This is a genomic window from Pseudomonas sp. SIMBA_068, assembly GCF_046534705.1.
Classification (GTDB): domain Bacteria; phylum Pseudomonadota; class Gammaproteobacteria; order Pseudomonadales; family Pseudomonadaceae; genus Aquipseudomonas; species Aquipseudomonas putida.
This window is the reverse complement of the sequence record NZ_JAWRYI010000651.1, coordinates 1-267: the sequence shown is the minus strand read 5'-3', so window position 1 is coordinate 267 and position 267 is coordinate 1. Positions and strand designations below refer to the sequence as shown.

Here is a 267-nt window from a genome sequence, read left to right as displayed (position 1 = left end):
AAAGGGGTCATTAACATCGGCCAGCGCATTGTTACCACGCTGGTTGGCATGGTCGAGACACGCGTTCGTCTGGCAGTGGTGGAACTGGAGCACGAGAAAGCTAACCTGATTCAGCTGCTGTTGATGGTTGGCCTGACAATGCTGTTCACTGCATTTGGTCTGATGAGCCTGATGGTTCTGATTATCTGGGCAGTGGATGCGCAGTACCGTCTGATGGCCATTGGCATCACGACCGGCACGCTGCTATTGCTGGCGGTTATTCTGGGG

General features: G+C 54.3%; 1 protein-coding gene. It reads left to right on the top strand.

What is annotated here, in order from left to right:
• Positions 1-267 (top strand): phage holin family protein (locus SB756_RS30835; RefSeq protein WP_410913338.1); only part of this gene is annotated, 267 nt, incomplete at both ends.